General features: G+C 71.3%; 23 protein-coding genes. 17 read left to right on the top strand and 6 right to left on the bottom strand.

Annotation, left to right across the window (positions count from 1 at the left end):
- The first annotated feature begins 3 nt into the window (after nucleotides 1-3).
- Nucleotides 4-1,173: a site-2 protease family protein gene (locus tag ABZ635_RS12750; protein ID WP_357763325.1), complete on the top strand. Its 1,170-nt coding sequence runs from the start codon at nucleotides 4-6 to the stop codon at nucleotides 1,171-1,173.
- 55 nt (nucleotides 1,174-1,228) lie between these two features.
- On the opposite strand, the gene ABZ635_RS12745 is transcribed toward ABZ635_RS12750, so the two are convergent.
- Nucleotides 1,229-1,702 carry a hypothetical protein gene (locus tag ABZ635_RS12745; protein WP_357763322.1) on the bottom strand — a complete coding sequence of 158 codons (474 nt, stop codon included), beginning with the start codon at nucleotides 1,700-1,702 and terminating at the stop codon, nucleotides 1,229-1,231.
- A 32-nt stretch (nucleotides 1,703-1,734) separates the two neighbouring features.
- On the bottom strand, nucleotides 1,735-3,087 hold the full coding sequence (locus ABZ635_RS12740; protein ID WP_357763451.1) for a helix-turn-helix transcriptional regulator: 1,353 nt from the start codon (nucleotides 3,085-3,087) through the stop codon (nucleotides 1,735-1,737).
- A gap of 375 nt (nucleotides 3,088-3,462) precedes the next feature.
- Between ABZ635_RS12740 and ABZ635_RS12735 the strand changes: the two genes are divergently transcribed.
- The gene (locus ABZ635_RS12735; protein ID WP_357763448.1) at nucleotides 3,463-3,723 is read left to right on the top strand and encodes a hypothetical protein; all 261 of its coding nucleotides are present in this window, start codon (nucleotides 3,463-3,465) and stop codon (nucleotides 3,721-3,723) included.
- A 275-nt stretch (nucleotides 3,724-3,998) separates the two neighbouring features.
- Here ABZ635_RS12735 and ppgK read toward each other — a convergent pair whose 3' ends face one another.
- A complete protein-coding gene (gene ppgK, locus ABZ635_RS12730) occupies nucleotides 3,999-4,754 on the bottom strand; it encodes a polyphosphate--glucose phosphotransferase (RefSeq protein ID WP_357763319.1) in 756 nt (251 codons plus the stop codon).
- 197 nt (nucleotides 4,755-4,951) lie between these two features.
- Here ppgK and ABZ635_RS12725 point away from each other — a divergent pair, with 197 nt between their 5' ends.
- The 3 genes from ABZ635_RS12725 (at nucleotide 4,952) to dop (ending at nucleotide 9,856) form a co-directional block, all read left to right on the top strand.
- A complete protein-coding gene (locus tag ABZ635_RS12725) occupies nucleotides 4,952-5,941 on the top strand; it encodes a tRNA (adenine-N1)-methyltransferase (protein WP_357763316.1) in 990 nt (329 codons plus the stop codon).
- A 300-nt stretch (nucleotides 5,942-6,241) separates the two neighbouring features.
- A complete protein-coding gene (arc, locus tag ABZ635_RS12720; protein ID WP_357763313.1) occupies nucleotides 6,242-8,011 on the top strand; it encodes a proteasome ATPase in 1,770 nt (589 codons plus the stop codon).
- Between the two features lie 321 nt (nucleotides 8,012-8,332).
- Nucleotides 8,333-9,856 carry a depupylase/deamidase Dop gene (dop, locus tag ABZ635_RS12715; RefSeq protein WP_357763310.1) on the top strand — a complete coding sequence of 508 codons (1,524 nt, stop codon included), beginning with the start codon at nucleotides 8,333-8,335 and terminating at the stop codon, nucleotides 9,854-9,856.
- A 178-nt stretch (nucleotides 9,857-10,034) separates the two neighbouring features.
- On the opposite strand, the gene ABZ635_RS12710 is transcribed toward dop, so the two are convergent.
- Both ABZ635_RS12710 and ABZ635_RS12705 read right to left on the bottom strand, forming a co-directional pair.
- A complete protein-coding gene (locus ABZ635_RS12710) occupies nucleotides 10,035-11,186 on the bottom strand; it encodes a S1 family peptidase (RefSeq protein WP_357763307.1) in 1,152 nt (383 codons plus the stop codon).
- A 544-nt stretch (nucleotides 11,187-11,730) separates the two neighbouring features.
- Nucleotides 11,731-12,882: a S1 family peptidase gene (locus ABZ635_RS12705; protein WP_357763304.1), complete on the bottom strand. Its 1,152-nt coding sequence runs from the start codon at nucleotides 12,880-12,882 to the stop codon at nucleotides 11,731-11,733.
- Nucleotides 12,883-13,558: 676 nt separating this feature from the next.
- On the opposite strand from ABZ635_RS12705, the gene ABZ635_RS12700 reads away from it, so the two are divergent.
- The 6 genes from ABZ635_RS12700 (at nucleotide 13,559) to ABZ635_RS12675 (ending at nucleotide 19,613) form a co-directional block, all read left to right on the top strand.
- Complete coding sequence (locus ABZ635_RS12700) at nucleotides 13,559-13,759, top strand: ubiquitin-like protein Pup (protein ID WP_357763301.1); 201 nt, start codon at nucleotides 13,559-13,561, stop codon at nucleotides 13,757-13,759.
- 166 nt (nucleotides 13,760-13,925) lie between these two features.
- On the top strand, nucleotides 13,926-14,777 hold the full coding sequence (gene prcB / locus ABZ635_RS12695) for a proteasome subunit beta (protein WP_357763298.1): 852 nt from the start codon (nucleotides 13,926-13,928) through the stop codon (nucleotides 14,775-14,777).
- Between the two features lie 55 nt (nucleotides 14,778-14,832).
- On the top strand, nucleotides 14,833-15,558 hold the full coding sequence (gene prcA, locus ABZ635_RS12690; RefSeq protein ID WP_357763295.1) for a proteasome subunit alpha: 726 nt from the start codon (nucleotides 14,833-14,835) through the stop codon (nucleotides 15,556-15,558).
- 110 nt (nucleotides 15,559-15,668) lie between these two features.
- The gene (gene pafA / locus ABZ635_RS12685; RefSeq protein WP_357763292.1) at nucleotides 15,669-17,027 is read left to right on the top strand and encodes a Pup--protein ligase; all 1,359 of its coding nucleotides are present in this window, start codon (nucleotides 15,669-15,671) and stop codon (nucleotides 17,025-17,027) included.
- Nucleotides 17,028-17,237: 210 nt separating this feature from the next.
- A complete protein-coding gene (locus ABZ635_RS12680; protein WP_357763289.1) occupies nucleotides 17,238-18,341 on the top strand; it encodes an FKBP-type peptidyl-prolyl cis-trans isomerase in 1,104 nt (367 codons plus the stop codon).
- Between the two features lie 198 nt (nucleotides 18,342-18,539).
- Entirely contained in the window at nucleotides 18,540-19,613 is a 1,074-nt protein-coding gene (locus ABZ635_RS12675) for a formyltransferase family protein (RefSeq protein ID WP_357763286.1), read from the top strand.
- Here ABZ635_RS12675 and ABZ635_RS12670 read toward each other — a convergent pair.
- On the bottom strand, nucleotides 19,600-20,694 hold the full coding sequence (locus ABZ635_RS12670; protein WP_357763284.1) for a DUF3866 family protein: 1,095 nt from the start codon (nucleotides 20,692-20,694) through the stop codon (nucleotides 19,600-19,602). The two genes, ABZ635_RS12675 and ABZ635_RS12670, sit on opposite strands and share 14 nt — an antisense overlap.
- Before the next feature lie 106 nt (nucleotides 20,695-20,800).
- Between ABZ635_RS12670 and ABZ635_RS12665 the strand changes: the two genes are divergently transcribed.
- The 6 genes from ABZ635_RS12665 (at nucleotide 20,801) to ABZ635_RS12640 (ending at nucleotide 26,057) form a co-directional block, all read left to right on the top strand.
- Entirely contained in the window at nucleotides 20,801-22,852 is a 2,052-nt protein-coding gene (locus ABZ635_RS12665) for a WYL domain-containing protein (protein WP_357763281.1), read from the top strand.
- A gap of 60 nt (nucleotides 22,853-22,912) precedes the next feature.
- Nucleotides 22,913-23,098, top strand: coding sequence for a hypothetical protein (locus ABZ635_RS12660; protein ID WP_357763278.1), 186 nt, complete (start codon nucleotides 22,913-22,915; stop codon nucleotides 23,096-23,098).
- 66 nt (nucleotides 23,099-23,164) lie between these two features.
- Nucleotides 23,165-23,491: a Sec-independent protein translocase subunit TatA gene (gene tatA / locus ABZ635_RS12655; RefSeq protein ID WP_357763275.1), complete on the top strand. Its 327-nt coding sequence runs from the start codon at nucleotides 23,165-23,167 to the stop codon at nucleotides 23,489-23,491.
- Between the two features lie 149 nt (nucleotides 23,492-23,640).
- Nucleotides 23,641-24,492: a twin-arginine translocase subunit TatC gene (tatC, locus tag ABZ635_RS12650; RefSeq protein WP_357763445.1), complete on the top strand. Its 852-nt coding sequence runs from the start codon at nucleotides 23,641-23,643 to the stop codon at nucleotides 24,490-24,492.
- A gap of 147 nt (nucleotides 24,493-24,639) precedes the next feature.
- Nucleotides 24,640-25,065, top strand: coding sequence for a DUF397 domain-containing protein (locus ABZ635_RS12645; RefSeq protein ID WP_357763273.1), 426 nt, complete (start codon nucleotides 24,640-24,642; stop codon nucleotides 25,063-25,065).
- Between the two features lie 95 nt (nucleotides 25,066-25,160).
- Entirely contained in the window at nucleotides 25,161-26,057 is an 897-nt protein-coding gene (locus ABZ635_RS12640) for a YegS/Rv2252/BmrU family lipid kinase (protein ID WP_357763269.1), read from the top strand.
- The last annotated feature ends 11 nt before the right edge of the window (nucleotides 26,058-26,068 follow it).

Below are 26,068 nucleotides of genomic sequence, written 5' to 3'. Positions count from 1 at the left end.
GGAGTGAGCAGAGGTAGCGACCAGTCCCGGCCCCGTCCCGACGACCGTGAGCGGAAGAGGCCCGGATTACTGTTGGGCCGCCCCTTCGGGGTCCCCGTCTACGTCACCGCGTCGTGGTGGATCGTCGCCGTCCTGATCACACTGGTGTACGGGGGGATCGTCCAGTCGCGCCTGGCCCTGGGCCCCGCCTCCTACCTGCTGGCGTTCGTCTTCGCGGTCCTGCTCTACGCCTCGGTGCTCGTCCACGAGCTCGCGCACTCGCTGGTGGCCCGCGGCTACGGGCTGCCGGTGCGCCGCATCGTCCTGTACGTGCTGGGCGGCGTCTCCGAGATCGACCGGGAGGCCCCCACCCCGGGACGCGAGTTCTGGATCGCCTTCTCCGGGCCCCTGCTGTCACTCCTGCTGGCGGCGGGCGCGTTCGCGCTCGCCCATCTGGCCGACCCGTTCAGCGTGCCCGGTGAGCTGCTGTTCCAGCTCTGGATCGCGAACCTGCTCGTGGGCGTGTTCAACCTCCTGCCCGGGTTGCCGCTGGACGGCGGCCGCCTGTTGCGCGCCGGGGTCTGGAAGCTGACCGGTCGCCCGCACACCGCGAGCGTGGTCGCCGCCTGGGGCGGCCGCGTCCTGGCCCTGCTCGTGGTGGCGCTGCCGTTCCTGTTCGCGTGGAGCGCGGGCAGCGCCCCCGGACCGTGGGCGATCGTGTGGGGCGTGCTCCTGGCCGGGTTTATGTGGATGGGCGCGACCGAGGCCCTCAACAACGCCCGGGTCCGGGCCCGGGTACCGGGACTCCGGGCCCGCGAGTTGGCGCGGCCGGTCGTGTCCGTCCCCGCCGACCTGCCGCTGGCCGGTGCCGACCGGCGCGCCGACGAGGAGGGGGCGGACGAGGTCGTGGTCACCGACGCTGGGGGGACGGTGGTCTCCGTGGTGCACCCGGCGGCGGCGGAGGCGATCACCGACGCCCGCCGCGCCTGGGTGCCGGTCTCGGACGTGGCGCGCGCGCTCACCGAGCACTCGACCGTCTCCGCCGACCTGGAGGGCGAGGAGCTGCTGACCGAGCTCACCCGCCACCCCCTGCCCGAGTACCTGGTCCGGGAGGCCGACGGCGCGCTACTGGGTCTGCTGCGGGCCTCGGACGTCAACGCCGTGATCTCCGGGCGCTCCCCCCGGCGGGGATGACGACGGGGGCGCGAGGCGGGCCCGGACACCGTGGAGCCGGGCCCGGTACGGGGGCTCAGCGGCTGGCACCCTCGGGCCACAGCACCGTGACGGGGCGGTGCACCTGGTGGGCGTAGGCGACCACGTCGGCCGTTCCTCCGGGGCCACGGGCCGGCTCGCCGTCCCAGACCGCCACCAACTGGTCGCACCGTTCCACGAGCAGGCGCCCCGCGGCCATGTGAGCGCTCGGGTCGGACTCGTCGTGCGGTAACGCGTGGACCAGGACGGCCTGCCCCAGGAGGCGGTCGTACACCGGGTGGTGCTCGTTCGGGAGTGCCTCCCGGTACCCGGTCGCGGGGATGATGGCCTCCAACGGGGCGCCGGTGGCCACCACCGCCTCGGCGAAGACGACGTCGGCGCCGTCGGCGAGACAGGACAGGCCCACCATCTCGCATCCGTACGGTTCCAGATGAGCCTTGACCAGATCGGCGACGGCGCCGCTCACGTCAGGGGTCAGGTTGCGGTGTCCGGTGATCCCGATACGAATCACATAACCTCCCTGCTGCTCGCTTCGCCGACTTTCTACCCACTGATGGGGATACCGGTAACCAGTGAGGAGAGCCTGCCGTCGAGGTCCTCGACGCAGTGCGCCCTGGGCCCCCGGTAGCGCCGGCGGAAGGAGCGGACCCGGCCCACCACGCGCTCGGAGTCGAAGCGCACTCCGGTGGTCAGCGCCTCCTGGGCGAGGCGGAAGGCCTCGTCCACGTCCCCGGCCTCGGCGTGTGCGGAGGCCAGTTCCACCTTGAGCAGCGCCGACTGCTTGACGTTGCGGGGCGCGGGGGCCACGGCCTCGGCGAAGGCGGCGCGGGCGTCGTGCGGGCTGCGCAGCCGGACCCCCACCAGGGCGCGGTACCCGGCGACCTTGGCCCGGTCGAAGGAGAACACCCAGGGCCAGGGCGGCTGCGCGTTGTCCGGGCTGTCCGCCTCACGCTCGGCGCGCCGGATGGCGCGGGCGGCGGAGACGCGGTCGCCCAGACCGGCGTGGGCGAGCGCCCCGATGCAGGCCAGCCAGGCGCGTGCGGTGGGGTGCGCGGACGGACCCAGCACGTGCTCGGCCTCCTGGACCAGGCCGAGGCCGAGCTCTGGGTCCTCGGCCACGTCGATCTCGAAGGAGGCCAGCGATCCGAGCATGTACACGTCCAGCAGGCGCATCCCGGCCTGACGGGCACGCACCACGGCCGTCCGGTAGTGCATGCGCGCCGAACCCATGTCGCCCAGGTCGGCGCTGAGCCAGGCGGCGAACCCGGAGGCCTCGCTGGCGGCGGCGCTGAGCTCGGTGTGGAAGACGGTCCCGCGCGCGTTGCCGAGCATCTGTTCGGCCAGGTGCACGTGGGCCACGGCGCTGGGCAGCAGGTGACGGGCGGGGGAGGTGGCGTCCATACGGCGCTGTCCTCCGGTGATGGAGCGCAGGGCCGGTGCGGTGGTCTCGTTGATGCCGTGGTGGACCTCCTGTCCTCCGGACGGGCGCCCCGCCACGATGGGGGCCCCACCGGTGACGGGTCTGGCGGGGTCACGGCGGCGGACGGGGTTGCGTCCGCTCGCCGCGGGCTCCTCGCGGGCTCCCGCGCCGGGCGTACGCGTGCCGACCTCGTTCGGTTCCCGCGTGCATCCGGGAGCGCCGGGGGCCTCGGTTGCTCCCGTGTCGGGGCCGTCCCCGGTACCGCCGAAGCGCAGCAGATGGAGCGGGATCTCCAGGCGGCGGGCGAGGTCGTGCACCTGGCTGACGGTGAGGGACTGCTGCCCGTTGACGACCCGCGAGACCCAGCTCTGCGAGTAGGTCAGGGCCTGCGCCAGCTCTCCCTGGGACCATCCGCGCGCCGCGCGCACGCCCTCGATGACCGTCGGCATGTCGCAGGTGGCCAGAGCGTCGGCCATGCGCGGTCGGGTCCACAGGTCGTGGGGCAGTTCACCGTCGTGATGGGGCATGAGGCCAAGGTTAGGGATTCCGTGAGCGCTTGGTGGCTATGTGTGAAAAAGAAAGTGTGATGCGTGATCCGCATACCGGTGTTCGTGCCTGCTCAGGGTGGTGCACAGTGGGTGTGGTCGTTGGTTCGGCGCGCGACGTGTCGCGCCGGGCCCGGAGGAAGACAGGGAGGCCGTGTGACCGTTGAGACACCGCCGGCGGGGAGCCCGAGCCTGGCCGGGAGCGGACGCCGGGACCGTGGTGCCCCGCCCGCGGGCGTGTTCGGCGCGCACGTCCCCACCGAGGCCGTGTGCCGGGTGGACCTGGCCACCCTGGCGTTGCGGGGCATGGCCGCCGAGCTCCGCGCACGGGGTGTCGAGGCGCGGGAGGACGGTGTGTACGGCCTGGTCGACGCGGGGCCCCTCACCCGCCCGCAGCGCGCCCTGCTGCGGCCGCACCGGGGGGACCTCTGGTGGTGGATGCGCTGGCCCTGCCAGGACGACGTCCCCTCGGGCCCGTGCGGTGTCCCGCTCTCCCCGGTGGCCCGTACCTCCGACGCGGCGAGGAGGATCGTCGGCGCCCTGAGCCACGCGAGCGAGGGCGGCTGACGTGTCCGGACCCGGGCCCCCTCCCGGGTCCGGACCACCATGACGGGCTGTGCGGGAGCACGGTCCCGGGTGTCGTGACGGTGTCTGGGGCGCCCCCGTGCCCCAGTCTCCCTCTGCGCGGGCCCCAGACCCGTACGGCACCCGAAGCGGTACCGTCCCGCCGGTCGCGCCCAGTGGCCGGAGCTCCACGCGGGACGGTGGTGTTCACCCCCGAGGGTCCCGACTCCTGCCCCGGGGTCGGGGCCCTCACCCCGACGGTCCGCCGCGGAGGACCCCTAGACCTCCGCGGCGGACAGGGCCGCCCCGACGATCCCGGCCGTGTTGCGCAGCTCCGCGGGCACGATCGGCGTCCGGATGTCCAGGTGGTGGAGGAACTTGTGCGCCTTGCGGCTCACTCCGCCGCCGACCACGATCAGGTCCGGCCACACCAGGTCCTCGACGGTCCTGTAGTAGCGCTGGAGTCGGTGCTTGGCCCAGTCGTGGTATGACAATCCCTCCCGTTCCTTGGCGCCGGAGGAGGCGCGTGACTCCGCGTCGTGGCCGCCGATCTCCAGGTGGCCGAACTCGGTGTTGGGCACCAGTCGGCCGTCCACGACCAGGGCGCTCCCGATCCCGGTGCCCAGGGTGGTGAGCAGCACGGTGCCGTCCACGTTCCGGGCCGCGCCGTAGCGGTTCTCCGCCAGGGCCGCCGCGTCGGCGTCGTTGAGCACCCGCACCGGTCGGCCCGCGGCCTCGGCGAACAGGGCGCGAGCGTCGGTGCCCACCCAGCTCTTGTCCAGGTTGGCGGCGGTACGCACCACCCCGCCCTGTACCACGCCGGGGAACGTGACGCCCAGGGGGGAATCCCCGGTCTCGGGGAAGTGCTCGGCGATCTCGCCCACGATCTCGGCCACGGCGGCCGGATCGGCGTGCTCGGGGGTGAGGATCTTCAGGCGGTCCCGCAGGAACTCACCGGAGACGAGATCGACCGGGGCGCCCTTGATCCCGCTCCCGCCGATGTCGATTCCCAGGCCCGTGGTCTGCTGTGACATGGGTCGTGTCTCCCGAGGTCCTCGTGTTCGGATGTGCGCGGTGGATGGTCCACACGCCTGATACTGCCCAACCGCCGGGGTTCCCGCACACCCGTCCACGCGTTCCCGGCGGGGCGGCCCGTTCTTCGCGGTGCCCGGGGGCCGATACGCTGGGCGACTGCCCAGACCAAACGCGACGTGGGAAGACGAGAGCGACGTTGACCGGTATCCATGGCCGCCGCGGCCCCTTCACCGACGGCGACACCGTGCAGTTGACCGACCCGAAGGGTCGCATGCACACCATCACACTGCGCGAGGGCGGGACCTTCCACTCGCACAAGGGCAAGGTCGAGCACGACGACCTCATCGGTGAGCCCGACGGCAGCGTGGTGCGCTCCAACACCGGGACCGCGTACGTGGCGCTGCGCCCCCTGCTCATCGACTACACGCTGTCCATGAAGCGCGGGGCGACCATCGTCTACCCCAAGGACGCCGCCCAGGTCCTGGTGGAGGCCGACATCTTCCCGGGAGCCCGGGTGGTCGAGGCCGGGGCCGGTTCCGGAGCGATGTCCAACTGGCTGCTGCGCGCGGTCGGCGAGCACGGCATGGTCCACTCCTACGAGCGCCGCGAGGACTTCGCGAAGATCGCCCGCCGCAACGTCGAGAACTTCCACGGCGGCCCGCACCCGGCGTGGAAGCTCACGGTGGGTGACCTGGTCGAGGAGCTTGACGAGACCGACGTGGACCGCGTCTTCCTGGACATGCTCGCCCCCTGGGAGTGCCTGGACGCGGTGGCCGGAGCCCTCATCCCCGGCGGCCTGGTGTGCTGCTACGTGGCCACGACCACCCAGCTGTCACGCGTGGTGGAGGAACTCCGCGCCGACGACCGCTTCTACGAGCCGCGCTCCTGGGAGACCATGCTGCGCACCTGGCACGTGGAGGGCCTGGCCGTGCGCCCCGACCACCGGATGATCGGCCACACCGGCTTCCTCGTGGTCGCGCGCCGCCTCGCCGACGGCGTGGAGGCCCCCGAGCGCCGGCGCCGCCCGGCCAAGGGCGCCTACGGCAAGGACTACGAGGCGGCCCGCGCCGCCGCCGACGCTGGCGCCGCGGCGGCCGGTGCCGTCCCGGCCGCGCCCGCCCCTGCGGAGGGGACGGGCGTCGAGGCCGCCGCCCCGGACCGGGCGGAGACCGGGGGCGACGCGTAGCGATCGCGCCGCGCCCACGGCCCAGGGGCCCGTCCGGAGTCGATCCGGGCGGGCCCCTTCCGCGTGTTCGAGAGTGTCCGGAAAAGGCGCCGCAGGAAAGGCGTGGCGCGCCCCGCTCCGGGGAAGGTGCTTGCCGCAACCCCGCCGCAGAGGTTACTTTCTCATTACGTCGGGCCTTTCGCTACCACTCTGACCTGGCTGGACACAAGTTCCCGAAATGAGGCCCACGACACTCGTGCGGGGTTACAGGTTAGGAATTGGGCATGGGTAGGTAGGTTTCCGAGTAGTTCCTACAGGGAGGTGGCGGACGTGGCCGAACGCGAGGACGAGCGCCAGGGCGATCGGGACCAAGAAGTCGCTGAGCTCACGGCCCAGGTGGCCTACATGGAGAAGGAACTCAGCGTGGTCCGGCGCAAGCTCGCCGACTCACCCCGACATGTACGTCTGCTGGAGGAGCGCCTGCGGGAGGCCCAGGCCAACCTCGCGGGCGCCAACGGGCAGAACGAACGGCTCGTCTCCACGTTGAAGGAGGCGCGCGAACAGATCGTCGCGCTCAAGGAGGAGGTCGACCGGCTCTCGCAGCCGCCGTCCGGCTTCGGTGTCTACCTCGGTGCGCGTGAGGACGACACGGTCGAGATCTTCACCAACGGCCGCAAGATGCGGGTCAACGTCAGTCCCTCCGTGGACCTGGACAACCTGCGTCCGGGCCAGGAGGTCATGCTCAACGAGGCGTTCAACGTCGTCGAGGTGGAGTCGTTCGAGACGGTCGGCGAGGTCGTCATGCTCAAGGAGCTCCTCGAGGACGGCGAGCGCGCCCTGGTGATCTCGCACCACGACGACGAGAGGATCGTCCGCCTGGCGGAGCCGCTGCGCGACGAGCCCGTCCGTCCCGGTGACTCGCTGCTGATGGAGCCGCGTTCCGGGTACGTGTACGAGCGCATTCCCAAGTCCGAGGTGGAGGAGCTCATCCTGGAGGAGGTCCCCGACATCTCCTACACCGACATCGGCGGACTGTCCGGCCAGATCGAGATGATCCGCGACGCGGTCGAACTGCCCTTCCTCCACAAGGACCTCTTCCGCGAGCACCAGCTCACCCCGCCCAAGGGCGTACTGCTGTACGGCCCGCCCGGGTGCGGCAAGACGCTGATCGCCAAGGCGGTCGCCAACTCGCTGGCCAAGCGGGTGGCCGAGCGCACGGGCAGGGACGTCGGCAAGAGCTTCTTCCTCAACATCAAGGGTCCGGAACTGCTCAACAAGTACGTGGGCGAGACCGAGCGGCACATCCGCCTGGTCTTCCAGCGCGCTCGGGAGAAGGCCTCCGAGGGCACCCCCGTCATCGTGTTCTTCGACGAGATGGACTCGATCTTCCGTGTCCGCGGCTCGGGGGTCTCCTCCGACGTGGAGAACACCATCGTCCCGCAGATGCTCAGCGAGATCGACGGTGTGGAGGGCCTGGAGAACGTCATCGTCATCGGCGCCTCCAACCGTGAGGACATGATCGACCCGGCGATCCTGCGGCCCGGTCGTCTGGACGTCAAGATCAAGGTCGAGCGGCCCGACGCCGAGGGCGCGCGGGACATCTTCGGCAAGTACGTCACCGAGGAACTCCCGTTGCACGAGGAGGACCTGGCCGAGCACGGCGGTTCCGCGCGGGCCACGGTGGACGCCATGATCCAGCGGGTCGTGGAGCGGATGTACACCGAGGGCGAGGAGAACCGCTTCCTGGAGGTCACCTACGCCAACGGTGACAAGGAGGTCCTGTACTTCAAGGACTTCAACTCCGGCGCGATGATCGAGAACATCGTCTCCCGGGCCAAGAAGATGGCGATCAAGGACTTCATCGACCAGCAGTCCCGGGGTCTGCGCGTCTCCCACCTGCTCCAGGCGTGCGTGGACGAGTTCAGCGAGAACGAGGACCTGCCCAACACCACCAACCCGGACGACTGGGCCCGGATCTCGGGCAAGAAGGGCGAACGCATCGTCTACATCCGGACGCTCGTGACCGGGAAGAAGGGGGCCGACGCCGGTCGGTCCATCGACACCGTCGCCAACACCGGGCAGTACCTGTAGGAACGCCGCGCGAGAAGCGTTCGAGGGGCCGACCAGGACACTGGTCGGCCCCTCCCGCCGTCCGGACGAACCGCCGCCCGTGTCGACACGGTGATGACCCACGGCCCCCGGTGCCGCTGCGGCTCGGGGGAGCGCAATGGAACCGGGGCGGGGGTCGTGCGGATCGGTTCCCGTTTCCCTTTCGGGAGAAACTGGATAAACCACTACGAACTGCGGCGACACGCCGATGATGGGCTCTCGGAAACGCCCGGGAAGACGGCGCTTAGGCCACAATTGGCGCGGAAGCGTTCAAGACAGGTCCGCGGCGGATAACCTCTCATCATGAGTGTGCGGCGGATTATGGGTATCGAGACCGAATACGGGATCTCCGTGCCGGGAAACCCCGGAGCCAACGCGATGGTCACCTCCACCCAGGTGGTCAACGCCTACCTGGCCGCGTCGGCGGCCCGGGCCAGGAGGGCGCGCTGGGACTTCGAGGAGGAGAACCCGCTGCGCGACGCCCGCGGGTTCGACCTGGCCCGTGAGGTCGCCGACCCCACCCAGCTGACCGACGAGGACCTGGGCCTGGCCAACGTCATCCTCACCAACGGTGCGCGGCTCTACGTGGACCACGCGCACCCCGAGTACTCGGCGCCCGAGGTCACCAACCCCCGGGACGCGGTGCTGTGGGACAAGGCGGGCGAACGGGTGATGGCCGACGCGGCCGCCCGTGCCGCCGCCACCCCGGGCATCGAGCCGATCCAGCTGTACAAGAACAACACCGACAACAAGGGCGCCTCCTACGGCTGCCACGAGAACTACCTGATGAACCGGTCGACGCCCTTCGGCGACATCGTCCGGCACCTCATCCCGTTCTTCGTCTCCCGGCAGGTGGTCTGCGGTGCGGGCAAGGTGGGGATCGGCGCGGACGGCCGGGGCAGCGGCTTCCAGATCTCCCAGCGGGCGGACTTCTTCGAGGTCGAGGTGGGCCTGGAGACCACCCTGAAGCGCCCCATCATCAACACCCGTGACGAGCCGCACGCCGACCCGGACCAGTACCGGCGCCTGCACGTCATCATCGGTGACGCCAACATGAGCGAGGTCTCCACCTACCTGAAGCTGGGGACCACCGCGCTGGTGCTGTCGATGATCGAGGACGGCTTCCTCAGCGCGGACCTGTCCCTGGAGACCTCGGTGGCCGACCTGCGCGCGGTCTCCCACGACCCGGGGCTGACCCACAGGGTGCGGTTGCGCGACGGGCGCCGGATGACGGCGCTGGAGCTCCAGGGCGAGTACCTGGACCAGGCCCGCAAGTACGTCGAGGACCGCTTCGGCACCGACGTGGACCCCGACACGGCCGACGTCCTCGACCGCTGGGAGTCGGTCCTGTCACGGCTGGCCGCCGACCCGATGGACCTGGCGGCCGAACTGGACTGGGTCGCCAAGCTCAAGGTCCTGGAGGGCTACCGCTCCCGGGACGCGCTGGACTGGTCCCACCCCCGGCTGCAGCTGGTGGACCTGCAGTACTCCGACGTCCGTGAGGACAAGGGCATCTACAACAGGCTGGCCGCGCGCGGCCGGATGCGGCGTCTGGTGGAGGAGGCGGACGTGGTCCGGGCGGTCACCGAACCGCCCGAGGACACCCGTGCCTACTTCCGGGGGCGTTGTCTGGCCAAGTACGCGGACGAGGTGGCCGCCGCCTCCTGGGACTCGGTCATCTTCGACCTCCCGGGGTACGACTCGCTCCAGCGCGTGCCGACCCTGGAGCCGAGCCGAGGGACCAGGGAGCACGTGGGCGGGCTGCTGGACGCCTCGCCGACCGCCGCCGACCTGGTGGCCGTCCTGGGGGGCAACCGCAGGGGCTGACCTCGGTGGACGGTGGTCCGTGTGTCCCCTTCCGGGAGCGGCCCACCGTCCGGTCCCCGTGGCGGCCTGCGGGCTCGGGGGCCGCACGCGAGCGTCCCCGCCCGCTGGACGCGGACGGGGACGCCGGTGGAGCGACCGGTTCGGGGAACCGGGTCAGGTGCCGCGGGGGCAGCCCGGACTAGCTGGTCCGGAGCCGCACGCCCCAGGAGTTCACCATGGGGGTGACCTCCTGGTAGAAGGTGGTCCCGCCGGTGCGGCAGTTGCCGGAACCGCCGGAGGTCACGCCCTGGGCCTGGGTGCCGGAGATGTAGGAGCCGCCGGAGTCGCCGGGCTCGGCGCACACGGTGGTCCGGGTCATGTTGGTGACGGTGCCCTCGGGGTAGCTCACCGACTGGCCGCGGGCCTGGATGGTGCCGCAGTGCCAACCGGTGGTGGAGCCGGAGCGGCAGACGGAGGAGCCGATCGGTGCCTGGCTGTGCCCGGTGACGGTGGCGTAGCCACCGGTGTTGTAGCGGCTGACCAGGTTGGTCAGCGTGAAGTTGGACGTACCGCGCACGAAGGCGGCGTCGTTGCCCGGGAAGACGGACTGCTCGAAGACGCCCCGACCGTCACCGATGGTCACCTGGGTGCCCACGCGGCCGCAGTGGCCGGCGGTGACGAACCCGGGCTGGCCCGAGGCGTTGGTGGCGGCGAAGCCGACCGAGCAGCGGCCGCCCATGGTGTAGGCCAGACCGCCGATGATCTGGGCGTAGAGCTCGGGCTGTTCGCTGCTGGTGACCTCCACGGCCGAGGCGTCCACACCGGCGTCGGCGAGCAGGCCGTCCACGTCGGCGCCGGAACCCTCCAGGACCTCCAGGACGACGGTGTCGCTCGCCACGTCCGGGTACCAGCCGACCACACCGGGCACGGCGTCGGCGGCGTTGAGCTCCTCGACGATCGCGTCGAGGCCCTCGATGCCGTAGGAGACCAGCTCGGCCTCCGCACCGGTGGCCTCCACGGCGTCGACGGCGGACGGGTCGGTGACCAGAACGGTCAGTTCGAGCGACTCGGTGTCGAAGACGGAGCCGCCGTAGGCGTCTCCGGCGGCCTCGGCCGCGGCCTCGTCGACCTCGAAGGCCTGGTCCTGGGCGGTCAGCAGTTCGTCGGCCTCGAGCGGGGTCAGGCCGAGGTCGCGCTGGAGCGCCTCCTGCATGGAGACGGCGTCGGCCTCCGGGGTGGGTGACTGGGGGAGCGAGGCGGTGCCGGCGATGGCGCCCGGAGTCGCGGACAGCACCAGGCCGAAGGCCAGGGCTCCCGTTCCGATGGCGGAGACGACGGGGGAGGGTCGCATGAGGTCCCTACTCTCCTGGGGGGATTGACGGGGGATCGGGGTCGAACTCGTGCCGACCCCAGGCGTTCACCGAGACATTCGGTAAACAACGCCTAACCATAGGTGCACGTTTTGGTGAGGGAAAGACCGCCAGAAGGGTGCAGCATTCAGATCGGTGTCGGGTCACCGGATGACCGGTCACCTGGCGGTCGCAGAACGTGGCGGTGTCGGCGGCCACCTCGTGGTTGTCGGAGTCGATGCGCTACCGACCGAATTCGTGCGCTTGCCGCAAGAGGGGCATTTTGGCCACATGCGGACACCGGTACCCCGTACCAAACGTGGCCGCTCGGACACGCAGGCGTAACACCGGTGGTCATGGCTTCGCTCGCGGCGACAGGTCCGTGCGCACAGCGCCCGGGCGTGCGAATGGCGGGTGGCTGGGTGCGGTCCGGGGGCGGAACGGTCGCGTCCGGCCTCTCGGGGGTGTAGGGAACGCGGAGCGCCCCCGCCCGCCGGGTGGCGGACGAGGGCGCTCGGGCGGGGTCCGACGGGCCCCGCGCGTGGGCTAACCGGTGACGAGGCTGAGGTTCCAGCTGCTCAGTGCCGGTCCGACCTCCTGGTAGAAGGTGGTTCCGCCGGAGGAGCAGTTCCCGGAACCGCCCGAGGTCATGCCCTGGGCCTGGTCGCCGGAGATGAACGCACCGCCGGAGTCGCCGGGCTCGGCGCACACGTTGGTACGCGTCATGTCGGTGACGGTGCCCTCGGGGTAGCTCACCGACTGGCCGCGGGCCTCGATGCTCCCGCAGTGCCAGCCCGTGGTGGAGCCCGACCGGCACACGGCGGAACCGACCGGCGCCTGGCTGGAGCCGCCGACGGTCTGGTCACTGCCCGTTCCGTACGTGTTCACCAGGTTGGTCACGGTCCAGTTGGACGTGGCGCGGACGAAGGCCGCGTCGTCGCCCGGGAAGACCGACTGCTCGAACACACCGGAGCCGCCGCCGTCCGCGCTGGAGGCGGTGGTGCCGACCGTTCCGCAGTGTCCGGCCGTCACGAAGCCGTCACTGCCGGAGGAGTCGGTGACGGCGAAGCCGACCGAGCACCGCCCGCCGCCCATGTGGTAGGCGTCGCCGCCGACGATGTCGGCGTACAGCTCGGGGGTCTCATCGGCGCTCTCCACACGGACGGCGGAGGGGTCCACGCCCGCGGACTCGACGAGCCGTTCGGCGTGCGAGGCCTCGGTGGCCTCGATGACCACGGCGTCCTCGGCGCTGTCGGGGTACCAGCCGACGACGCCGGGCTGGCCGCCCGCGGCGTCGAGCTCGTCCATGATCGCGGCCAGGCCCTCGGTGCCGAGGGAGACCAGCGAGGTCCGGGCGCCGGTCTCCTCGACGGCCGTCACCGCGGCGCCGTCCGTCAACAGGACGGTCAGCTCCAGGGTGTCGGTGTCGAAGACCGAGCCGGCGTAGGCGTCTCCGGCGGCCTCGGCGGCCGCGGTGTCGATCTGTGTGGCCTCCGTCTGTGCGTCGAGAAGGTCCTCGGCCTCGAGCGGGGTGAGGCCGAGATCCCTTTCCAGGGCTTCCTGCATGGTGGTCGCCTCGCCCTGGGGCGAGGGCTCGGTGGGCGCGGTCACGGCTGAGGCGCCGGGCGCGACCGAGAACGCGAGCCCGAAGGCCAGCGCTCCCGTGCCGATCGCTGAGACGACGGGGGAGGGTCGCATGGTGCGTGTACTCCTTGGGGTGGGGGTGAGGGTGGGGGCGGGGGCGGTTCCCCGAGGGGACCGGCCCCGGGGAGCCTCGGATCTGCCGAGGGTCTCCACCGTGCACCGAGACGCTCGGTGAACGGACCCACACCATAGGTGAACGCCTTCGGCGGCGGAAGCCCGGTCAGGGATTTCCTCGCCCGGGCGGGAGTCCACGGGTGATCCGGTCATCGGAGGGCATGGGGTCGCGTGTTGGCGTGGGACCGCTCTGACCACCGTCTTCGATGACGCACCGTGCGCGGATCACATACTCGCGAGTACATCAAGGAGTTCGCCTGGCCGGATGCGGACACGGGAACCGGGTGCCAACAGTGACGGCGGGGTGACGTACGCGTACACCCCGTGGTCAGGATGGGGGAGTGGCGCGAAGGTCGTTTGGCACTCGAATGTGTGTGCGCATGGCGAACGGAAGGGGTGGGGGAGGGTGCGACGCAGCGTCACCCGGTGCTTCGCGGGACTTCGTCCCCCTTCGCGTGGACACGCCCGGAGCGCGGGCGCTCCTCGTGCCCGCGCCGCACCGATCCGACGGGACGATCCGAGGTAACTAGCGGGTATCGGGCCTGTGGAAGACGGTTGAGTCGGGGGCCGTTGGGCCAAGATAAGGGCGAGGGCCCCGAACGGGAGGTAATGACAGATGGCGAATGACAACGGCGGCCAGAAGCACTCCACCCGGCGTGACGAGGAGGTCGAGGAGACCGAGGCGGCACCGGAGGCGCAGGAGCGCAACGAGCAGCTCGACGAGGACGTCGACGACATCCTGGACGAGATCGACGACGTGCTGGAGAGCAACGCCGAGGACTTCGTGCGCCAGTTCGTGCAGAAGGGCGGTCAGTGACCCCGGGGTTCGCTGACAGCGCACTCGGGCGGCGACGGCCCCGGGGCGCGCGGGACTAGTGTCGGTCCCACCGGCCGGTACCAGCCCGGCCGCCAGGAACGACAGACAGACGACAGGCGCCCCACCCGCCCCCGAGACGGGGTGGGGCGCGAGCGGAGGGAGTCGCGTGTTCGAAGGTTTCGAGGGCGGACGGATGTCGGCCGCTTTCATGAGTGCGGGGACCTCGTCCTTCACCGAGTTTCTTCGGGAGGTCAAGCCCGAGCTGCTGCCCGGCCACCACGCCGGTTCGGCCGGGGCCCACGGCACGGCCGAGCACCTCACCCCGGACGCGACGACCATCGTCGCGCTGACCTTCCCCGGCGGTGTCCTGCTCGCGGGCGACCGGCGCGCCACGCAGGGCAACGTCATCGCCAACCGTGACATGGACAAGCTCTACCGGACGGACGAGTTCTCCGCGGTGGCCATCGCCGGTTCGGCGGGCATCGGCATCGAGCTCGCCAAGCTGTACCAGGTGGAACTCGAACACTACGAGAAGCTGGAGGGCCGCTCCCTCTCCCTGGAGGGCAAGGCGAACAAGCTCGCCCAGATGGTACGCGGCAACCTCGGCATGGCCATGCAGGGCTTCGTCGTGGTTCCGCTCCTGGTCGGGTTCGACGAGAACACTCGGCAGGGACGGGTGTTCAGTTACGACGCCGTGGGCGGTCGCTACGAGGAACACCGCTACTACTCGGTCGGCTCCGGATCGGTCTACGCCAAGGGCTCCGTCAAGAAGCTCTACCGGGACGACATGGACGAGACCACGGCGGTCAAGGTGGCGCTGGAGGCGCTCTACGACGCCGCCGACGACGACTCCGCCACCGGCGGACCCGACCTGCACCGCAGGATCTTCCCCCTCGTCGACGTCATCACCGAGGACGGACACCGGCGTGTCGGCTCCGACGAGGTCGCCCGGCTGGCGACGGAGGTCGTCGAGGGCCGTGCCGCCGAGCCCGACGGTCCCAAGGCACGGCTGAGCTGAGGCGACCCGAGCCTCCACCCCAGACCTCTCCCGACTAGGTAAGGAACGATCCGCGGTGTCGATGCCGTTCTACGTCGCCCCCGAACAGCAGATGAAGGACAAGGCGGACTACGCGCGCAAGGGCATCGCGCGCGGCCGCAGCGCCGTCGTCCTGCAGTACGAGGGCGGAATCCTGCTGGTGGCGGACAACATGTCCCGCACCCTGCACAAGATCAGCGAGCTGTACGACCGGATCGGCTTCGCCGCCGTCGGCCGCTACCCAGAGTTCGAGAACCTGCGCCTGATGGGCGTGCGCTTCGCGGACGTGCGCGGGTACCAGTTCGACCGCCGCGACGTCAGCGGCCGCCAGCTCGCCAACATCTACGCCCAGACCCTGGGCACCGTCTTCAGCGAGAGCCTCAAGCCCTGGGAGGTGGAGATCGTGGTCGCCGAGGTCGGCGACACGGCGGCCGAGGACGAGATCTACCGCATCACCTTCGACGGCTCCATCGTCGACGAGCAGGGCTTCGTCGCGGTGGGCGGCTCCTCCGAGCACGTGTCCAGCCAGCTCAAGGACAGGTTCGCCGCCGACGCCCCGCTCAGCGCGGCGCTGAACGCGGCCACCCGCGCCCTGGCCCACGACAACGGGGAGGAGCGTGAGCTGGAGGCCGCCAACCTGGAGGTCGCCGTGCTGGAGCGCTCCCGGGAGCACCGCAAGTTCCGCCGTATCCACGGCGACCGCCTGACCGCCCTCATCGAGGAGGGCAAGCGCGGCGCCGCCGGGGACGGGACCGACGAGTGATCTGACAGCACTACGGTGCGGCGCCGTCCGGGCGCCGCACCGGCCGGGCTGGTGGTGGGCGACGCGGCCCCGTCGTCCACACCACGGTGACGGGAAGTTGGTGAGGCCGCGTGGAACGACGGATCTTCGGGCTGGAGAACGAGTACGGGGTCACGTGCACCTTCCGGGGGCAGCGCCGCCTGTCACCGGACGAGGTCGCCCGGTACCTCTTCCGCAGGGTGGTCTCGTGGGGGCGCAGCAGCAACGTGTTCCTGCGCAACGGGGCCCGCCTGTACCTGGACGTGGGCAGCCACCCCGAGTACGCCACCCCCGAGTGCGACAGTCTCGTGGACCTCGTGGCGCACGACAAGGCGGGCGAGCGCATCCTGGAGGGCTTGCAGGTCGACGCCGAGCAGCGCCTCCACGAGGAGGGCATCGCCGGGGACATCTACCTGTTCAAGAACAACACCGACTCGGCGGGCAACTCCTACGGCTGCCACGAGAACTACCTGGTCGGTCGGCACGGAGAGTTCGGCCGTCTGGCCGACGTGCTCATCCCCTTCCTGGTCACCCGGCAGATCGTCTGCGGTGCGGGCAAGGTGCTCCAGACGCCCCGGGGCGCGCTGTTCTGCGTGAGCCAGCGGGCCGAGCACATATGGGAGGGCGTCTCCTCCGCGACCACGCGCTCCCGCCCCATCATCAACACCCGGGACGAGCCCCACGCGGACGCCGAGCGGTTCCGGCGTCTGCACGTGATCGTGGGCGACTCCAACATGAGCGAGACCACCACCCTGCTCAAGCTGGGCTCCACCGACCTCGTCCTGCGGATGATCGAGGCCGGGGTGGTCATGCGCGACTACACCCTGGAGAACCCGATCCGGGCGATCCGCGAGGTCAGCCACGACATGACCGGCCGCCGCAAGGTGCGCCTGGCCAACGGGCGCGAGGCCAGCGCCCTGGAGATCCAGCGCGAGTACCTGGAGAAGGTACAGGGCTACGTGGACCGGCACGGGACCGACGCCGTGGGCAAGCGCGTGCTGGACCTGTGGCAGCGCACCCTGGAGGCGGTGGAGACCCAGAACCTGGAGACGGTCCAGCGCGAGATCGACTGGGTGGCCAAGTACATGCTCCTGGAACGCTACCGGGACAAGCACGACCTCACCCTCTCCTCCCCCCGGGTGGCCCAGCTCGACCTCACCTATCACGACATCCACCGTGAACGCGGCCTGTTCTACCTGATGCAAAAGCGCGGACAGATGGACCGGGTGGTGGGCGACCTGAAGATCTTCGAGTCGAAGTCGGTGCCTCCGCAGACCACCCGCGCGCGGCTACGCGGCGAGTTCATCCGGCGGGCCCAGGAACAGCGTCGCGACTTCACCGTGGACTGGGTGCACCTCAAGCTCAACGACCAGGCGCAGCGCACCGTGCTGTGCAAGGACCCCTTCAAGTCCGTGGACGAGCGGGTCGAGAAGCTGATCGCCGGGATGTGAGCCGGTCGGCGGCCGCGGCCCCGGGGATGGCCGGTGACGGTCCCCCCGGGGCCGTGGCCCCACCGCGACCAGGGGTCCCGCTTACGGTGCCGGTCCACACCGCGTTCGCGTCAACCGAAATCCGGAACCGGATGCTCCCAGGGGCTGGCCGAACTCCGACTGTTCGGTAGTGTGACCCTGTCCTGAGCCGGAAATCAGAGGTTGTGACCCATGCACCGACGTGCTGCCGCCCTCGCGGTGCCACTGACCGCCATCGCCCTGGCGGTCTCCAGCTGCTCATCGATCCCGGAGGACTGGCGTACCCCCGCCTTCCTCCGCATGAACGACGACACGCTCGACTCCCGCCTGCCGCAGGTCACCGGTGACGTCGGCGAGGAACCGGAGATCACCTTCCCCGACATCGAGCCCCCGGACGAGGAGATCTCCGGTGTCGTGAGCAAGGGGTCCGGCGAGGACGCCCTGGTCGGTGCGGACGACCTGGTCATCGCCAACGTCGTCCAGTACCAGTGGACGGCACCCGGTGAGGGCGAGCCGGTCGAGGGGCAGTCCAGCTACGAGAACGGCGCTCCGGACCTGATCCGCATGGACCAGATGCCCGAGTACATCACCGAGACGCTGGTCAGCCAGCCCATCGGCAGCCGCGCCGTCTACGTCTTCCCGGCGCTGTCCGCCGAGGAGATGGCCCAGGCCGAGGCCATGGGTCAGACCGCCCCCGAGGGCGCCAGTGTCCTGGTCATCGACATGGTCGACCGGTTCAGCAAGGGCGCGGTCGTGCCCGGTGAGCAGACCGAGGACGGCGGCGGCGACCTGCCCACGGTGACGCAGGACGGTCACCGCCAGCCCGAGATCGAGATCCCCGGCGCGGACGCCCCGGACGAGCTCGACGTCGTCCCCCTCATCGAGGGCGAGGGCGCCGAGGTCGAGGAGGGCCAGCAGATCATCGTCCAGTACACGGGCATGCGCTGGGAGCCCGAGGAGAACGGCGACCACGAGGTCTTCGACTCCTCCTGGACCCAGGGCGGCATCCCCTTCGACACCACGATCGGTGCCGGAGCGGTCATCAAGGGCTGGGACGAGGGCATCGTCGGCCAGCGGGTCGGCAGCCGCCTGATGCTGGTCGTTCCCGGGGACATGGCCTACGGCGCGACCTCCGAGGAGGCGATGGGCGCCCCCGCGGGGACCCTGGTGTTCGTGGTCGACGTGCTGGGCGCCTACGACAACCCGCCGCCGCCCGAGCCGGAGGAGACCGAGGAGTCCGAGGAGGGGGCCGGCGGCGACGAGGTCGCCGAGGAACCCGAGGAGTCCGAGGAGTAGCCCCCGGATCAGCTCGCACCGCCGCCCCCGCGCTCCCGGAGCCGCGGGGGCGGCGGCGTGTCCACGGCCGCCGATCCGCGCGAGGAGGGCGGCGTCGGACCGGTCCGGTGACACGCAGAACGGGTCCGTGCTGCCGGGAAGGCGCGGTCGGCGTGCGTAGAGTCGGTTGCGCACGGCGGGGCGGGTCGAGGGGGAACCATGCCGGACCAGCGGCGGTACTGCTACGTGTCGGGACTACGCCTGGGGGTCCCGGCGCTGGAGGAGCTCTGCGCCCAGGGGCGCCCGCCGGACCTGGTGGTCTCCTACCCGGCGGAGCTGGCGCACCGCTGCGGGTACGCGGACTTCGAGGAGGTCACCCGCCGCCACGGGCTGCCCCACCTGAGGGCCGCCGACATCAACACCGACGAGGTCCGTGACGCCCTGGTCGCCCACCGCGTCGACCTGATGGTGGTGGCGGGCTGGTCCCAGCTGGTCCACGAGGAGGTGCTGGCCTCCCTTCCGCTGGGCGGGGTGGGTCTGCATCCCTCACCGCTGCCGGTCGGCCGGGGGCGCGCGCCGATCCCCTGGACCATCCTGCGCGACATGCGCTCCAGCGCTGTCACCCTCCTCCACCTGGACCGGGACGCCTTCAGCGGCGACATCGTCGACCGTATCCGGTTCGACGTGGCCGAGGACGCCACCGCCACCGACCTGTACGAGCGTGCCGCGACACTCCAGGCGGAGCTGCTCGTGCGCCACCTCGGGGCCCTCCTGGAGGGGCGCGCTCCGCGACAGCCGCAGAGGGGCCACGGCTCGGAGTGGCCCCGGCGCCGTCCCAGCGACGGCCACCTGGACCTCGCGGCGGCGGGCCGGGACGTGGACCGCATGGTGCGCGCCCTGGCCTCCCCCTACCCCGGCGCGTTCGCGATGTTCGGCGGCGCGCGCATCACCCTGTGCGGCGGGCGCCTCTCCCACGAGGTCGAGGGCGGGCACCCGGGACAGGTCGTGTCCGCCGGTCCCGGTCGTCAGTGGGGGGTGACCTGCGGGGACGGAAGCGTCTTCGTGCCCGACGTCATCCGGGTGGACGAGGGGGTGCGCGCCGATCCGGCCTCCCTGGCCATGTTCCGCCCCGGTCGCTTCTTCGACGTGCCCAGCGAACACATGATGGCCATCACCCGCCGCACGCCGCTCCCGGGGGCCGAACGCCCCCTCCTCGCGGCCCAGTACACCGGGGACCACGACGCCGACCACCCGGTCGGCCCGGACGCGCCGCGCGGTCTCAACCGTCGATGAGCGTCGCGGCGTGGCGCCCGGCGGCGGCCGCGCTCAGGAACGCCGACCGGTCCTCGTCCAGCCCGCGCCCCATCGTGGACACCTTGACCGGGAGCGCGCGCACCTCGTCCTCCAGGCCGGACACCGACACCTCCACCAGGGTGTGCCGCTCTCCGAGAGGCCAGGCCTGGTCGCGGACGCGTTCCCCGAAGAAGCCCGGAAGCCGGGGTACCACCACGTCCGCCGGGGCCAGCGCCACCCGTCCGTAGGCGGTCAGACTGTGGTGGGACACCCCGCGGTGCCGTTCCCGGGAGTCGGCCTCGCTGACCCTCAGGCTCGCCACCGGCCGCCCGTCCAGGACGGCCGCGGCGTTGACCGCCTCACCGCAGGAGACACCGGAGAAGCCCCACGGGGTGCCGGTGCCCAGGTTGCCCGGCCCCTGGCACACCACCGCGATCTCCGCGTCCAGGACGTGCCGGGCGGCCAACAGCCCGGAGTGGACGGTGACCGCCTCCAGGTCGCCGCCGAAGGACTGTCCCGTGGTCACACACCCGCTGAGCAGGCCGTCCTCACGCAAAGCCCCCACGACCCGGGAGAACGCGGCGGGCAGCGCGCCGCCGTCCAGCATGACGTTGACCACCCGCGTCCCGGGCCGCTCGACGCGTACCCCCGCCAGGACGGCGGGCAGCGCGGAGTGCAGGTCGGCCACGACCACCGGCATACCGTCGACCCCCTCGGCCGCGCGCAGCGCCGCGTGGTGGGGCGACCCCTGCTCGTCCGCGCCGAGCACGGTCGCCTGGAGCGGTGTGTACCGTGCCTTCACCAGGTGCCCGGGCCCCTCCCGGTCGGAGGGCAACCGGTCGGGCACCGCGACCACGAGGGCGTACCCTCCCGTGCCCAGTCCCAGGTCCAGGGCGCCGGTGTTGAGCAGGACCGCGTCGCCCACCTCAGGTGCTCCCACGAGGTCCGTGTACGCCAGGGCGGAGCAGGTCACGGCCTGCTCGGGCGGTGCTCCGCGAGCGGGCACGGAGACCGCGCACACGCGGACACCGGGCCAGGAGGGCAGGATCTCTACGACTTCGCCGCGGCGCCACCGGATCATGCTGGGCACGGTACCGTCGGACCTGAACCGAAGGTGGGAGGACGCGCCCTCGCGGCCCCGCCCGGTCCACCACAGCGGGCAACAGCGGGCAAGAGGAGTACGGACGATGTCGCGCAGGAAGACCGAACGGCAGCTGAACCTGGTCATCTGCCTGCTGTCCACCCGACGCCACCTGACCGCCCAGGAGATCCGGGCGACGGTCCAGGGCTACGCCGAGGCCGAGACCGAGTCGGCCTTCAAGCGCATGTTCGAGCGGGACAAGCGGGAGCTGCGCGACAGCGGTATCCCCGTCCAGGTCGGTACCGGGGACGCCTTCAGCGGGGAGGAGGGCTACCGGATCTCCCGCTCCGACTACGAGCTGCCCGAGATCGAACTCCTGCCGGACGAGGCGGTCGTGCTGGGCCTGGCGGCCCGGGCCTGGAGGCACGCCTCCCTCGGGGAGGCGGCCGCCAACGCCCTGTTCAAGCTGCGCTCGGCCGGGGTGCCGGTCGACACCGAGGCCGCTCCGGGACTGACCCCGGCGATGCGCACCGACGAGCCCGCCTTCGGGCCGGTGTGGCAGGCGATCCGGGACCGCCGTCCCATCGCGTTCGACTACCGCAAGCCCGGTGAGAGCGCGGTCCAGCGGCGCGAGGTCGAGCCGTGGGGCATCGTCAACCTGCGCGGGCACTGGTACCTGGTCGGCCACGACCGGCTGCGCGACGCCCGCCGGGTGTTCCGGCTGGGCCGGATGCGGGGCGGGGTCACCGTGCTGCGGACCGGCCCGGACGTGGTCGTCCCCGAGGGGGTGGACCTGCGGTCGGTGGTCTCCCGGCAGAGCGCCGTCCCCGAGCGCACCGCCGTCCTGCGGGTGCGCACCGACTCTGCCCACGACCTGCGCAGGCTCGCGTTGCGCGTGGTCCCGGGTGAGCGGGACAGCACCGGAGACGGTTGGGACACCCTCACCCTGCCCTTCACCAGCACGTCGGCGCTGGTGCGGAGGGTGGCGTCGCACGGGTCTCGCGCGGTGGTGGTCGAGCCCGAACAGGTGCGTGCCGCGATGGCGGACCACCTGGCGGGAGTGGTCGAGGGATCGGTCGCGGCGGAGGAGGCCGGAGACGTCGAGGACGCGCCGGGCGCGGACGCTCCGGCGCGGGGTCCGCGCTCGGCCGACCAGCTGCGCAGGCTCCTCATGCTGGTCCCCTACGCGCTCGGGCGCGACGTACGGGTGCCCGAGGTCGCCCGGCACTTCGGGCTCAGCGAGAAGCAGGTGGTCTCGGACCTGAGCCTGCTCTGGATGTGCGGCCTGCCCGGGTACACCCCCGGCGACCTGATCGACGTGGACCTGGACGCGGCTCGTGAGACCGGCGAGATCATCATCGCCAACGCCGACACCCTGGCCCAGCCGCTGCGGCTGACCGCCGACGAGGCCGCGAGCCTGGTGGTGGGCCTGTCCCTGCTGGAGGCGCTCCCCGAGGCCCAGGGGGTCGAGGGCGGGGCGCTGCGGCGCGTGGGGGAGAAGCTGCGCACGGCCGCGGGGTCGGCCGTGAGCGACCTGGCCGACGCCGTACAGGTGCGGGTCGAGGTGGACGACCAGGTGGCCCGGACCCAGCGCACCTGCGCGGAGGCCCTCAACGGCGGACAGCGCCTGCACCTGCGCTACCTGTCGGGGTACCTGGACCAGGTCACCGAACGCGACGTGGACCCCATGGGCCTGGTGGTCCAGGACGGCCAGACCTTCCTGGAGGGCTACTGCCACCTGCGCGAGGACGTGCGGCTGTTCCGTCTGGACCGGGTCCTGGAACTGGCCGTGCTGCCCTTCGCCGCCCAGGTGCCCGAGGGTGTCTCGCGCCGCGACCTGTCCGCCGGGGTCCTCCAGCGCTCCGAGCGCGACGCGCTGGTGACGCTGGCACTGGAGCCGTCCGCGCGCTGGGTCACCGAGGACTACGTGTGCGAGTCGGTGACCGAACTGCCCGGAGGCGGTGCCCGGGCGACCCTGCGTACCCCGGCCCCGGCGTGGGTGACCCGGTTGGCGCTCTCCCTGGGGCGGGAGGGGCGGGTGGTGTCTCCGACGGTCCTGGCCAAGGACGTACGCACCGAGGCCGAACGCGCCCTGGGCCACTACCGCACCGCTCGAAACCCGGTCGGATTGGTCGAGACCACTTCGTCGCCCGAGTGACGCCGACCTGTTCACCGGGGGGTGGGGTGCGGGTCACGGAGGAAGGAGTATGGTGAATCCGTGATCGCCTTCGCTGTCCTCTGCGGTGTGTTCTGCGCAGGAGTCCTCGCCGCCGGCGCCCTCGCGCTGAGGGTGCGCCGAGCGGCCTCCGCGCTGTCCGCCGAGGTGACACGGGCGGCGGGCGGGTACCAGGCGAGCCGCGCTGACCTGCGTGAGCGCGTCCGCCGTGGCGGTGCTGGGACATGACGGCCCCGCGGACGAACGCGCGTACCATCAGAGGCGCCTGGTCGCGCCCCACAGAGAGGTAGAACCATGGGACCGTTCAACGGACCTACCATCGCCATCCTGGTGATCCTGGCCATCCTGCTGTTCGGAGCCAAGAAGCTTCCGGACCTGGCCCGTTCCCTGGGGCGCAGCGCGCGCATCCTCAAGGCCGAGAGCAAGGGCCTGGTCGACGACGACGCCAACGAGAGCGAGGGCCAGCAGGGCCAGCAGGGTCAGCAGGCCCAGCAGCAGGCTCCGCAGAACACGTCGTCGCAGAACCAGCAGGCGCAGCAGCAGGGCTACCCGCAGCTGCCCCCCGGTCAGCGCATCGTCAACGAGTCCGGTGAGCCGACCAACCAGACCTACAACAACTAGACCGTCCCGGCGGACCGGCGTGGCACCGGCGAGGTGCCGCGCCGGTCGGCTGTCGCCAGCGGGGAGCGCCCGCCCCGCAGCGGGCCCAAGGAGAAGAGAGTGACCGCGAGATGAGGCCCCGAAGCCGCTCGGCGAACCCGGACGCCCGGATGCCCCTCATGGACCACCTGCGCGAACTGCGCAACAGGTTGGCCAAGGTGCTCCTCATCCTGTGCCTGGGAGCCGTGGTCGGCTTCGTCTTCTACGACCAGATCTGGGACTTCCTGACCAAGCCCTACTGTTCGCTGCCCGCCTCCCAGGTGGTCGACGGCGGCGGCTGTTCCCTCATCGTCACGGGCCCCTTCGACGCCTTCTTCGTGGCCTTCAAGGTCTGGATCTTCGTCGGAGCCCTGGTCACCGCCCCGCTCTGGCTCTACCAGCTGTGGGCCTTCGTCGCCCCGGCGCTGCACAGCGGTGAGAAGAAGTACGCGTACATCTTCGCCCCGCTGGCCGGCGTCCTCTTCGTCGCCGGAGCGGCCCTGGCGTACTCGATCACCGCGCTGGCGCTCCAGATGCTCTTCGGGTTCCTGCCCGACGACGCGGACCCCTATCTGACCATCGGCGAGTACCTCAGCTACATGCTCATCATGATGAGCATGTTCGGCCTGGGCTTCGTCATGCCGCTGCTGGTGGTCCTGCTCAACATCGTGGGCATCCTCTCCCACGAGGCCATCGCCAAGTGGCGCCGGGTGATCATCTTCTCCGCCTTCCTGGTGGCCGCCGTCATCACCCCGGCCGAGCCGATCTCGATGCTCGCCCTGGCCGTGCCCCTCGTGATCCTGTTCGAGATCGCCGAGGTGTTCTGCTTCTTCAACGATCGCCGCAAGAAGCGCCGCGACCCCACGAGCACGCTGGACGACGACGAGATCTCCGAGCTCGACGACCAGCCCTCCGAACTGGATCACACGCCCCTCCCCCTGGAGGACACCGACTCCGACGGTGGTTCGGGCCGGCGTTCCTGAGCGAACCGCCGACGCGTTAGGGTCGGCGGGGGAGACCGTGGGCCACCTGCGGGCCGGTCCGCCCGACCGCCGCCCGGTGCCGCCCCCTCTCACCGCTGAGACACCACGGAGCCCGCCCCGAACGGGTTCCCGGACTAGGAAGTGCTGATGAGCGAGCAGACAGAGACCAAGAGGGAACTGCCGCCCGAGGCCATGGGAAACGAGAAGTGGCACGACACCACCCACGCGGTGTGGCTGCGCTCCTCCCTGTCCAAGGAGGAGTCCGAGGCGGTCGTGGAGGTCGCCGAGTTCGACGACGGTTTCCGTGCGGTGCGCGACGGCAAGTCCCCGGAGAAGGGCACCCTGTTCTTCACCCCCCAGGAGTGGGAGGCCTTCGTCCTGGGCGCCCGCGACGGTGAGTTCGACATCCCCGAGGAGTACCTCACCGAGGAGGAGATCGCGATCCAGCGCGGCGAGACCGAGGTCGAGGCGACGTGGGTTCCCTCCCCTCTGAACACACCGGAGGCGATGGAGGAGTACCATCGCCGCCAACGTGAGGAATCCGAGCGGGAGTCCACGACCGAGGACGACTGAGCGGTTCACCCACACCCGGGCGCGCGGGTGTGCGGGTTCCTCACCCGACCCGTACACCCTTTTGTCCCCAGATGTGGGTAGCAGAGGACCGGACCATGTCCCCTCATATCGCTCTTGTGGCCAACCCGGCCTCCGGCCGCGGCCGCGCCGCCGTCATCGCCGTGCGGCTCAAGGAGGCCCTGCGCGCGCGGGGCGCGCGCGTTCACGTCTACACCGGACGGTCGGCCGCGGACAGCCGCAGGCTGGCCAGGTTGGCCGCGGCCGACCGCCCCGACGCCCTGGTGGCGGTGGGCGGTGACGGCCTGGTACACCAGGTTCTCCAGGGCGTGGTGGGCACGGGTGTGCCCCTCGCCGTCATCCCGGCGGGCAGCGGCAACGACGTCGCCCGCGCCTTCGGCGTCCCCAAGGGTTCGCCCGACAGAATGGCCGAGGCGATCCTGGCCGGGCGCACACGGGCCAGCGACGTCGTCCGCCTGACCACCGCCGACGGCCGCCAGCGGTACTACATGAGTGTGCTGGCCTGCGGTTTCGACGCCCGGGTCAACGAACGGGTGAACAACTTCCGGTTCGGGATGGGCCGGTTCGGCTATCTCGTCGGGTTCGTCGCCGAGCTCCGTTCCTTCCGGCCCATCGACTTCCGGATCGACGTCGACGACCGGCGGATCGCCGAGCCCGGGATGCTTGTTGCGGTCGGTAACACCAGCGCCTACGGCGGCGGGATGCACGTGTGCGCCGAGGCCGTCCCCGACGACGGGCTACTCGACGTGGTCTTCGTGCGGCAGGGGCCGCTCGGCCGCTTCCTCCGCCTGTTCCCCCGGGTCTTCAACGGCAGCCACCTGGAATTGGACGAGGTGGTCTTCGCGCGGGGACGCCGGGTCACCATCCGCGGCGAGGCCGGTACCGCGTACGCGGACGGGGAGCCCACGGGGGCGCCGACCCTGGTGTGCGAGGTGGTGCCGAAGTCGGTCGAGATGTTGGAGCTGACCTCATAGGCTGGACGTCC

Origin of the sequence: Nocardiopsis sp. NPDC007018, from assembly GCF_040635075.1 — a bacterium.
In the GTDB taxonomy this organism is placed as follows: domain Bacteria; phylum Actinomycetota; class Actinomycetes; order Streptosporangiales; family Streptosporangiaceae; genus Nocardiopsis.
The sequence above is the reverse complement of the archived record's forward strand: the minus strand, read 5'-3'. Positions and strand labels throughout refer to the sequence as shown.

Excerpts from the sequence above, each read along its gene's own strand:
- ABZ635_RS12740 (WP_357763451.1), bottom strand. The coding sequence starts at position 3,087 with ATGGCCGACGCTCTGGCCACCTGCGACATGCCGACGGTCATCGAGGGC.
- ABZ635_RS12735 (WP_357763448.1), top strand. The coding sequence starts at position 3,463 with ATGGCCGCCGAGCTCCGCGCACGGGGTGTCGAGGCGCGGGAGGACGGT.
- ppgK (WP_357763319.1), bottom strand. The coding sequence starts at position 4,754 with ATGTCACAGCAGACCACGGGCCTGGGAATCGACATCGGCGGGAGCGGG.
- dop (WP_357763310.1), top strand. The coding sequence starts at position 8,333 with ATGAGTGTGCGGCGGATTATGGGTATCGAGACCGAATACGGGATCTCC.
- ABZ635_RS12710 (WP_357763307.1), bottom strand. The coding sequence starts at position 11,186 with ATGCGACCCTCCCCCGTCGTCTCCGCCATCGGAACGGGAGCCCTGGCC.
- ABZ635_RS12705 (WP_357763304.1), bottom strand. The coding sequence starts at position 12,882 with ATGCGACCCTCCCCCGTCGTCTCAGCGATCGGCACGGGAGCGCTGGCC.
- ABZ635_RS12700 (WP_357763301.1), top strand. The coding sequence starts at position 13,559 with ATGGCGAATGACAACGGCGGCCAGAAGCACTCCACCCGGCGTGACGAG.
- ABZ635_RS12680 (WP_357763289.1), top strand. The coding sequence starts at position 17,238 with ATGCACCGACGTGCTGCCGCCCTCGCGGTGCCACTGACCGCCATCGCC.
- ABZ635_RS12675 (WP_357763286.1), top strand. The coding sequence starts at position 18,540 with ATGCCGGACCAGCGGCGGTACTGCTACGTGTCGGGACTACGCCTGGGG.
- ABZ635_RS12670 (WP_357763284.1), bottom strand. The coding sequence starts at position 20,694 with ATGATCCGGTGGCGCCGCGGCGAAGTCGTAGAGATCCTGCCCTCCTGG.
- ABZ635_RS12665 (WP_357763281.1), top strand. The coding sequence starts at position 20,801 with ATGTCGCGCAGGAAGACCGAACGGCAGCTGAACCTGGTCATCTGCCTG.
- tatA (WP_357763275.1), top strand. The coding sequence starts at position 23,165 with ATGGGACCGTTCAACGGACCTACCATCGCCATCCTGGTGATCCTGGCC.
- tatC (WP_357763445.1), top strand. The coding sequence starts at position 23,641 with ATGCCCCTCATGGACCACCTGCGCGAACTGCGCAACAGGTTGGCCAAG.
- ABZ635_RS12645 (WP_357763273.1), top strand. The coding sequence starts at position 24,640 with ATGAGCGAGCAGACAGAGACCAAGAGGGAACTGCCGCCCGAGGCCATG.
- ABZ635_RS12640 (WP_357763269.1), top strand. The coding sequence starts at position 25,161 with ATGTCCCCTCATATCGCTCTTGTGGCCAACCCGGCCTCCGGCCGCGGC.